This window comes from Cupriavidus basilensis (assembly GCF_029335485.1).
Taxonomy (GTDB): domain Bacteria; phylum Pseudomonadota; class Gammaproteobacteria; order Burkholderiales; family Burkholderiaceae; genus Cupriavidus; species Cupriavidus basilensis_E.
The window spans coordinates 1-9,111 of record NZ_JARJLM010000078.1 but is presented as its reverse complement, the minus strand read 5'-3'; the positions used below and the strand labels follow the sequence as shown (position 1 = coordinate 9,111).

Genomic DNA, 9,111 nt, shown 5'->3' with positions numbered 1-9,111 from the left:
CAGGGCATCGGGGGTGTGGGCGTAGTCGACCACCGCCAGCGGGCCGTCCTGGCCACCGTGGCTGCCACCGAACAACTCCATGCGGCCGTCGACCGGCTTGAGCCCACGCAGCGCGTCGATGGCGGCCGCCCAGCCGATGCCGTTGGCGAGCGCGGCGCCCAGCACGGCGAGCAGGTTGCTGACATTGAACTCGCCGATCATCGGCGTGCTGACGTCGGCGCTGCCGAAACTGCCATCCACATGGAAGGCGGTGCCGGCGGCCGTGGCGCGCACACCGCTGGCACGCAGCCACTGGCCGCCCTGACGGCCCGCAGCGGCGGCGCCGTCGATGCCGTATTCGATCACCTGCGCCGCAGCCAGGGGATCGGCCAGCAGGCGCCGGCCCATGCCGTCGTCGCGGTTGATCACGGCGGCACGCAGGCCTGGCCACTGGAACAGGCGGCCCTTGGCCGCCTCGTACTCGGCCATCGTGCCGTGGTAGTCGAGATGGTCCTGGGTCAGGTTGGTCAGCACCGCCACGGCGAAGTGCGTGCCGGCCACGCGGCCCTGCTCCAGCCCGTGCGAGGATACCTCCATCGCCACCGCACGCGCGCCTGCGCCGTTCAGCTCGGCCAGGCTGTCCTGCAACTGGACCGCGTCCGGCGTGGTAAAGCCGGTGGCGGTGAGCGCATCGGGAAAACCGGTGCCGAGCGTGCCGATGGTGGCGCAGCGCAGGCCCGCCGCCTGCAGCAGGCGCGCCAGCCACTGGCTGCACGAAGTCTTGCCGTTGGTGCCGGTAATGCCGGTGACCGCGAGATCGCGCGCGGCATTGTCATACCAGCCTGCCGCGATCGGGCCGGCGAGCTGGTGCAGGCCGGATACGCCAAGATGCGGCACGGCCTCGCCGTGCGGCCAGGCAAAGCCGTCGGCCTCGTAGACCACGGCGCTGGCGCCGCGGGCGATGGCCTGGGCGATATGCGGGCGCGCATCGGTGGACAGGCGCCGGTTGCCAAGCACATAGGCAAAGAAGACATCGCCCTGGGTCAGCCGGCGCGTGTCGCCGGTCAGCTTGGCGCCGGCGGGAGCGTGCAGGCGCAGCCAGGCCAGCGCGTCGCTGGCCTGGGCGGCAATTTCAAGGGGTAGCAAGGACTGGCTCATTGGGGTCCGCCCCACGGTTCGCTTTCCGGCACCCTGTCGCTCACCACCAGCTGGCGGATCGGCGAGTCAGGCTGCACATTGAGTGCACGCAGCGCCCCGCCGGTAATGGCGACGAAGGCAGGTCCGGCCACGGTGCCACCATAGTGACTGCCGGCCGAGGGCTCATCCACGCTGACGGCGACGATCACGCGCGGGTTCGACATCGGCGCCAGGCCGATGAAGGAGGCGCGGTATTTGCTGCGGTCGTAGCCGCGGCCGGCGTGCTTGTAGGCGGTACCGGTCTTGCCGCCCACCCGGTAGCCCATCACCTGCGCCTGGGGCGCGGTGCCGCCAGGCGCGGTCACCGTCTCGAGCATGGCGCGCACCTGGCGCGCCACCTCGGGCGATATCACGCGCTCGCCGGTAGCCGGTCCGCTGGTACGGAAAATGGTGACCGGGATCAGCTCGCCGTCATGCGCGAAGATGGTATAGGCGTGGGCCATCTGCAACAGCGAGACCGACAGGCCGTAGCCATAGGCCATGGTGGCCTGCTCGATGGGGCGCCAGCTCTTGGCCGGCCGCAAGCGCCCGGCCACCGCGCCGGGAAATCCGATCTTGGGCGCCTGGCCGAAGCCGACGCTGGTGAACATGTCCCACATCTCCTGTGCCTTGAGCATCTGCGAGATCTTGGCCGTGCCGATATTGCTCGACTTCTGGATGATGCCGGCCACGCTCAGCGGCCCATTGCTATGGGTGTCGCTGATGGTGGCGCCTTCGAACGTGTACTTGCCGTTACCGGTATTGATCACCGTCGTCGGCGTCACCCGGCCCAGCTGTAGCGCCAGGCCAATGGTGATCGGCTTTACCATCGAGCCCGGCTCGAAGCTATCGGTCAGCACCCGGTTGCGCAGCTGTTCGCCGGACAGGCGGCTGCGGTCGTTGGGGTTGTAGGTGGGCCAGTTGGCGAGCGCCAGCACTTCGCCGGTCTGCGCGTCGAGCACCACGGCGCTGGCTGCCTTGGCCTTGTTCGCCTCGACAGCATCCTTGACAGCGTTGTAGGCCAGGTACTGGATCTTGGCGTCGATCGAGAGCTGCTGGTCCTCGCCATCGCGCGGGGTCTTGAGGATGCCCACGTCTTCCACCACGCGGCCAAGCCTGTCCTTGATCACCTGGCGCGCGCCGGGCTTGCCGGCGAGCACAGCCTCGCGCGCAAGCTCCACGCCTTCCTGGCCGCGGTCTTCCACGTTGGTGAAGCCGACGATATGCGCCATGGCCTCGCCTTCCGGGTAGAAGCGCTTGTACTCGCGGGTCTGGTGGATACCCTCGATCTTGAGCGCGGCGATCTTGTCCGCGGCATCCGGCAGCACCTGGCGCTTCAGATAGACAAAGCTCTTGTCCTCGGAAAATTTGCGCCGCAGCTCCTTGTCGCTCATATCGAGCAGCTTGCTCAACTGGCGGATCTTGTCCGCGTCGATCTGGTCGGGAACGTCCTCGGGCACCGCCCAGATGGCCTTGACGGGCAGGCTGGTGGCCAGCACCAGGCCGTTGCGATCGAGAATCTTGCCGCGCGTCGCGGGCAGCTCAAGCGTACGCTGGACGCGCTTCTTGCCTTGGGCCTCATAGAACTGGTTGCCCGGTCCCTGGATCCACAGCGCGCGCCCGGCCAGGGCGACAAAGGCGGCGAACATCATGAACACCACCAGCTTGGAGCGCCACATCGGCAAGCGCAGGCCGAGCACGGGGCTGGCGGCAAACTGGCCGGAACGGGGGCGCGAATTGCTGGCGCGCGGCTGGCCGCGCTGGGCCTGCTGCGAGGGCCGTGCAATGGTCATGGCTTACTCCCCTCGGGTGCTGCCGCTGCGGCCTCGCTGGCGGGCGGTGTTTCAAGCACCACGCCGGCCAGGTATTGGGTCCTGCCGGGAAGCACCGGCGTCATCTTCAGCTGGCTGCGCGCGGCCTCGGCGATCCGCGAGCTCTTGCCAAGCGAGCTCTGCTGGTACTGCAACCGGGACCAGTCGATATCGAGCTGCTTTTCTTCCGCCTGGGCGCGGTCAACGGCGACAAACAGGGTGCGGGCCTGGTGCTGCGCGCTCACCAGGGAGAGCGCGCACAGCATCAGGGCAGCCAGCAGGAAGAAAGTCAGGCGGTTCATGCGCGGCCCGCCTGCCTGGTCGAAACGGCGGGCAGCTTTTCAGCCACGCGCATCACCGCCGAGCGCGCGCGCGGATTGGAGGCAATCTCTTCGGCGCCCGGCTTGACCCGGCCCAGCAGCTTCAGCGTCGGCTGTGGCAACTGGTCGGCGCGCAGGGGAGCGCGGCGCAGGGCCGGATCGGCATCCTGCTGCGGACGCGCGTGCGCCTGCATGAACCGCTTGACGATGCGGTCCTCCAGCGAATGAAAGCTGATCACCACCAGCCGCCCTCCGTCCTGCAATAGCTCGTAAGCCGCGCTCAGACCTCTTTCGAGGTCCGCAAGCTCTTGATTGACGTGAATCCGTAGAGCCTGAAAGGTGCGGGTCGCAGGGTCCTGACCCTTCTCGCGTGTTTTGACGGCTTTCGCCACGAGCGCGGCAAGCTCGGCAGTAGTGGTGAGAGGTCCGCCATGGCCGGGTTCGCTCCTGCGAGCAACAACCGCCTTTGCAATCTGTACAGCAAACCGTTCTTCCCCATAATCCCGTATCACCCTTGCGATGTCTTGCTCATCCGCCTGCGCCAGCCATTGCGCGGCGGTAATGCCGCGCGTGGTGTCCATGCGCATGTCCAGCGGCCCCTCGAAGCGGAAGGAAAATCCCCGCTGCGCGTCGTCAATCTGCGGCGAGCTGATACCCAGGTCGAGCAGGATGCCGGCCACCTTGCCGCGCGCGGCCAGCCGCTCCGACATCTCGGCGAAGCTGGTGTGCTCAATGGAGAAGCGGGCATCCTTGATGGTGCCCGCCTCTGCGATTGCTGCCGGATCCTTGTCGAAGCCAACCAGCGCCCCGTGTGGCCCCAGCCGGGCCAGTATTGCCCGGCTGTGCCCCCCTCTGCCAAAGGTGCCGTCCACATAGACGCCGTCGGGCCGCCAGACCAGGGCCTCGACAGCCTCGTCCAGCAACACGGTGCGATGGCGCAGGGTGGTGGTCCCCGGCATTTGGGTTGAGCTCATGACCTCGTCAGAAAGAGAAATTCTTCAATGCGTCCGGCATGCCCTGCGCCATCGCCTGCTGTTCCTTGGCGGTATAGGTCGCGGCATCCCAGACTTCGAAATGGCTGCCCATTCCGAGCAGCATGACTTCCTTGTCGAGCAAGGCGGCGCTACGCAGTTCCGGGGCAATCAGTACCCGGCCCGCGCCGTCCATGTCGACGTCGGCGGCATTGCCCAGGAAGATGCGCTTCCACCAGTGCGCATCCATTGGCAAGGCCGCAATACGGTTACGGAAGGTTTCCCATTCCGGGCGGGGAAACAGCAGCAGGCAGCCATCCGGGTGCTTGGTCAGCGTAACCCGGCCTTCGGCCTGCTGTTGCAGCGCTTCACGATGCCGCGCCGGAATCGACATCCGGCCCTTGGCATCCAGTGACAGCGCCGATGCGCCCTGAAACAAGCTAACTCCCGGTCCGCGCCGGCATCTTTACTGCCGGTTGGCGCGTGAATCCTTCGAATCCGACATTGGGCGATGATCCCATAGCCAGACTACCTTTTCACACAAAAATACACTTCCTCACACTATTTCCCACTTTAGAGGAAGCAATTTGGCGGGTCAAGGCTCGGTGTAAGGCAACAAACCGGATTTTTTTAATCAGAACAATGACTTAGCGTGCACACCTCAAGCACCGTAAAAGTGAATCCCTAATGAAATGAAGATCTTATGGAGGAAAGCAGAGAAACCACCTGAGAACAACCGAGGGAGGAACTGCCTACTGCCCAAAACCCGGCCGCGCCGGACCGATGGAAGGATACAACGTTTTGGCGTCTACCCCGCTGGCGCGGGGGGAGGTTTGCCCCGTCGCGGCCAGGCGCGCCAGGGCCGGGATGGCGGTCTTCGCGGGGCTGTCGCGCGCTGCCCGGGCAGCGGCCGGACGGTCAGATCCGGTAGGCGGCGGTGGTCATCACCCGCGAGGCCGCCCGCATCAGCGCGCGCACCGGCGCTGGCAACGGCATGCCGCCCGCATCGCGCGCGGCATCGCCATGCCTCACCTCATCGTCGCGCATCTGCTCGAGAATCGCGCGGGACCGCCCATCGGCGGCGGGAAGCTGTTCGAGGTGGCCGGTCAGGTGCTGCTCGACCTGGCGCTCGGTTTCCGCCACGAAGCCGAGGCTGACGCGATCGCCGGCGCGCCCGGCGACCCAGCCGATGGCGAAAGCGCCCGCATACCAGACCGGGTTGAGCAAGCTTGGACGCGAGCCGAGTTCGCGCAAGCGCTCGGCGCACCAGCCCAGATGGTCTTCTTCCTCGCGCGCGGCCTGGTCCATCTGCGCCCGGACCGGCGCGGTACGGGCAGTCAGCTTCTGGGCCTGGTAGAGGGCCTGCGCGCAAACCTCGCCGACGTGGTTGATACGCATGAGCCCGGCCACATGCCCACGTTGCGCCTGGTCGAGGCTATCGCTGTCGGGCGCAAGCTCCGTGGCGGGGTTGGCGCGGCTGGCACGGGTCACGCCCGCGATCGCGCGCAAGGCCACATCGAATTCGCGAATCAAGGTATCCATGAATGCATGCACTGGTGGTTGCCCCGGGGCGCGTTCCACGCTTGCCTGCCGAAACAGGACACGGCACGTGTCAAACCACCCTCGGGATTTCCCGCATTGTACCGTGACCGCCTGGCGCACCGCTGCCCCCCCGGCCCCGGCCAGGCCCGCGCCGGCCGAGGCCGATACTCCAAAACCCTGAGTTGTGAAAAGCTGACAAGGGCACTCAACCCGATTGTGAAACGAGGGTGGTTTGTTACAGTACTTGGCAACTTCTGACGAAGTTGGGTAAGCGGGTGAATGGAGACTCAGGAGGTTTCGCCGCTGACCACCAATAATTCTTACGTGGAGATCATCGAGCATGAAAAAATCGCTTTTCGCGCTGGCTGCGCTTGGCCTTGTTGCGGGTGCTGCTCAGGCCCAGTCGAGCGTGACGCTCTATGGCGTGGCGGATATGAACATCGAATTCGCCTCGCATATGTCCAGTGTCAGCGGCACCAACGGCCCCTCGGGCAATGTCACCCGGATGAGCTCGGGTGGCCTGTCCGGTTCGCGTTGGGGTCTGCGCGGCGTGGAAGACCTGGGCAGCGGGATGAAAGCGCTGTTCGTGCTCGAAAACGGCTTTGCGCTGGACACCGGCAGTATCCAGCAAGGCGGCCGCCTGTTCGGTCGTCAAGCGTATGTCGGCCTGGAAAACTCCCAGTTCGGCCGCATCACCCTCGGCCGCCAGTACACCACGCTGTTCGACCTGCTCGCCAACTTCTCGCCCAGCGGCTACGCCACCCAGTATGAGCCGGTGGTGGCCCAGCTTGGCGTAAACTTCCGTTCCGACAACACCGTCAAGTACACCGGCGTGTTCGGTCCGGTGACCGCGATCGCCCACTGGTCGTTCGGCGCCGGCGCACCGGGCAACGGTGAAGTCCCGGGCCAGTTCCGCCGCGACACCGCCTATGGCGCGGGCGTCGGCTATGCCGCCGGCCCCTTCGGCGCAACCATCGCCTACGACCAGTTCAACCCCACCGAAAGCGCTGCCGCGGGCACCACCACCACCTACAAGAAGGCCGCCGTCGCCGGCAGCTACGCCTTCGGCCCGGCCAAGGTCATGGCCGGCTATCGCTGGGGCCAGGCCAAGAGCTCCGCGGGTGCCAGCGTGCTGCGCGACGACTACTACTGGATCGGCGCCAACTACCAGGTCACCGCGCCGCTGGGCCTGACGCTGCAGTACAACTACGACAACGTCAAGAGCTTCAACGGCGTCAATGTCCCGAATCCGTGGCAAGTCTCGTTCATCGCCGATTACAACCTGTCCAAGCGCACCGACGTCTACCTGACCGCCGCGTACGCCAAGAACGCCGGTCTGAACCTCGACACCGCGGCAATCGGCTTTGCCAACGGCTATGCGCTTGGCGCCGGCAAGACCAATATGCTCGGCGCCGGCGTGGGTATCCGCCACAAGTTCTAAGCGCATCCGCGCTGCTTCGCAAAGGCACCTTCGGGTGCCTTTTTGGTTTTGCAGCCTGTGCCGCTGCCGCCCCACCAGGAGACCGCCCATGCACCGCAACCGCCGCCGCGCCACCCACCTGCTGTTTGCAACCCTCGCCGGCGCCTGCCTTGGCACACCAGCCGGGCCTGCGCTGGCCGCCGACCCCTACCCCGGCAAGCCGATCCGCCTGGTGGTACCGTTCCCGGCCGGCGGCACCACCGACATCCTGGCCCGCGCGGTGGCCGCGGAACTGTCGAAACTGCAAGGCTGGAACGTGGTGGTGGACAACCGGCCCGGCGCGGGTGGCAATATCGGCGCCGACCTGGTCGCCAAGGCCGCGCCGGACGGCTACACGCTGCTGATGGGCACGGTGGGCACGCACGGCATCAACCAGTCCCTGTACGGCAAACTGCCGTTCGACCCGATCAAGGACTTCGCGCCCATCACCGAAGTGGCGTCGGTGCCCAACGTGCTGGTGGTCAACCCCGCTTTCGCGCAGCAAAACCGGATCGGCACCGTCGCCGACCTGACCGCCTATGCGCGCGCCAACCCCGGCAAGCTCAATATGGCTTCGAGCGGCAATGGCACCTCGATCCATCTCGCGGGCGAGCTGTTCAAGACCCAGACCCATACCTATATGGTCCATTTCCCCTACAAGGGCAGTGGCCCGGCGCTGACCGACCTGGCCGGCGGCACCATGCAGCTGATGTTCGACAACCTGCCTTCGTCGATGGCGCTGATCAAGGGCGGCAAGCTCAAGGCGCTGGCGGTCACCAGCGCCAAGCCATCGCCCGCCTTGCCTGGCGTTCCTACCGTTGCCGAAGCCGGCCGCCTGCCCGGCTTCGAGGCCAGTTCCTGGTTCGGCCTGCTGGCGCCGGCAGGCACGCCGCACGACATCGTCGCGCGCGTCCAGCAGGAGGTGGCCCGCTCGCTTGCCACGCCGGCCGTGCGGGAAAAGATGCAGGCCCAGGGCGCGGAGCCCGTCGGCAATACGCCCGAGCAGTTCGCCGCCTTCATCCGCGCCGAGCACGGCAAGTGGGCCAAGGTGGTCAAGGATTCCGGCGCCAAGGTAGATTGAGGCGCCGCACCAGCCCGTGGTGGCATGCGAACGCATATACTTGAGACATCAAACAACTGCGTGCCGCAATGCCCAATCCCCCTGCCGCCGAGGCCACCACCAAGGCCGGCGCCGAAGACGTGCCGGTCGACCTCGAAACCGGCCACGACGATGCCGGCCACGACGCCCTGCGCCTGTGGCTGCGGCTGCTGACCTGCACCAACCTGGTCGAATCCGACATCCGTTCGCGCCTGCGCCAGGATTTCGCCTGCACCTTGCCGCGCTTCGACCTGATGGCCCAGCTCGAACGCCATCCCGAGGGCCTGAAGATGGGCGAACTGTCGCGCCGCATGATGGTCACCGGCGGCAATGTCACCGGCATCACCGACCAGTTGCAGCAGGAAGGCCTGGTCTCGCGCGAGGCGCTGCCCAGCGATCGCCGCGCCTACCTGATCCGGCTCACGCCGGCCGGACGCGCGGCATTCTCGAAAATGGCGCGCGCGCATGAGGAATGGATCGAACAGCTGTTCGGCGGCCTGCCGCAAACCGACCGTCGGGCGTTGTTCCGCCTGCTGGGCCGGCTGAAAACCGGGCTGGTGAGCACATGAGCGTCCGCCCGGGTTCGCTCGCGGCGCTGCTGCCGCTGGTTCCGCTGCTGCTGGCCGCGGCTTGCCAGAGTTCGCCGGTGCAACCCCGGATCACGCCGCTCGACGTCACCATCAAGCTCGGCCGCATCAGTGAAAAAACCCCGGTGGGCCGGATCGACGTGCCGGATGGCGGCGTCGCCGGCACT

At 66.6% G+C, this 9,111-nt stretch carries 9 protein-coding genes and 1 pseudogene; 4 read left to right on the top strand and 6 right to left on the bottom strand.

All coding sequences use genetic code 11. The annotated features are described in order from the left end of the window. From P3W85_RS04595 to coq7, 6 genes are all read right to left on the bottom strand, one after another. Positions 1 to 1,137: Mur ligase family protein (locus P3W85_RS04595; RefSeq protein WP_276263888.1), on the bottom strand; the 1,137-nt coding region annotated here is incomplete at its 3' end. Further along, positions 1,134 to 2,948 (bottom strand): peptidoglycan D,D-transpeptidase FtsI family protein, encoded by a 1,815-nt coding sequence (locus P3W85_RS04590; protein ID WP_017225815.1) that lies wholly within the window; start codon positions 2,946 to 2,948, stop codon positions 1,134 to 1,136. The genes P3W85_RS04590 and P3W85_RS04595, both read right to left, overlap by 4 nt. Next, positions 2,945 to 3,268, bottom strand: coding sequence for a cell division protein FtsL (gene ftsL, locus P3W85_RS04585; RefSeq protein ID WP_017225816.1), 324 nt, complete (start codon positions 3,266 to 3,268; stop codon positions 2,945 to 2,947). Before ftsL ends, P3W85_RS04590 begins: the two co-directional genes overlap by 4 nt. After that, positions 3,265 to 4,260 (bottom strand): 16S rRNA (cytosine(1402)-N(4))-methyltransferase RsmH, encoded by a 996-nt coding sequence (rsmH, locus tag P3W85_RS04580; RefSeq protein WP_035809324.1) that lies wholly within the window; start codon positions 4,258 to 4,260, stop codon positions 3,265 to 3,267. Before rsmH ends, ftsL begins: the two co-directional genes overlap by 4 nt. Before the next feature lie 7 nt (positions 4,261 to 4,267). After that, positions 4,268 to 4,696 (bottom strand): division/cell wall cluster transcriptional repressor MraZ, encoded by a 429-nt coding sequence (gene mraZ / locus P3W85_RS04575; protein WP_017225818.1) that lies wholly within the window; start codon positions 4,694 to 4,696, stop codon positions 4,268 to 4,270. 479 nt (positions 4,697 to 5,175) lie between these two features. Next, entirely contained in the window at positions 5,176 to 5,799 is a 624-nt protein-coding gene (gene coq7 / locus P3W85_RS04570) for a 2-polyprenyl-3-methyl-6-methoxy-1,4-benzoquinone monooxygenase (protein WP_276263887.1), read from the bottom strand. Positions 5,800 to 6,139: 340 nt separating this feature from the next. Between coq7 and P3W85_RS04565 the strand changes: the two genes are divergently transcribed. The 4 genes and pseudogenes from P3W85_RS04565 to P3W85_RS04550 form a co-directional block, all read left to right on the top strand. Beyond that, a complete protein-coding gene (locus tag P3W85_RS04565; RefSeq protein WP_017224205.1) occupies positions 6,140 to 7,240 on the top strand; it encodes a porin in 1,101 nt (366 codons plus the stop codon). Positions 7,241 to 7,328: 88 nt separating this feature from the next. Continuing rightward, positions 7,329 to 8,339, top strand: coding sequence for a Bug family tripartite tricarboxylate transporter substrate binding protein (locus P3W85_RS04560; RefSeq protein WP_276263886.1), 1,011 nt, complete (start codon positions 7,329 to 7,331; stop codon positions 8,337 to 8,339). A gap of 68 nt (positions 8,340 to 8,407) precedes the next feature. Beyond that, entirely contained in the window at positions 8,408 to 8,926 is a 519-nt protein-coding gene (locus P3W85_RS04555; protein WP_276263885.1) for a MarR family winged helix-turn-helix transcriptional regulator, read from the top strand. Then, a pseudogene (locus tag P3W85_RS04550) lies at positions 8,923 to 9,111 on the top strand (hypothetical protein); the annotation flags it as partial. The gene P3W85_RS04555 and the pseudogene P3W85_RS04550, both read left to right, overlap by 4 nt.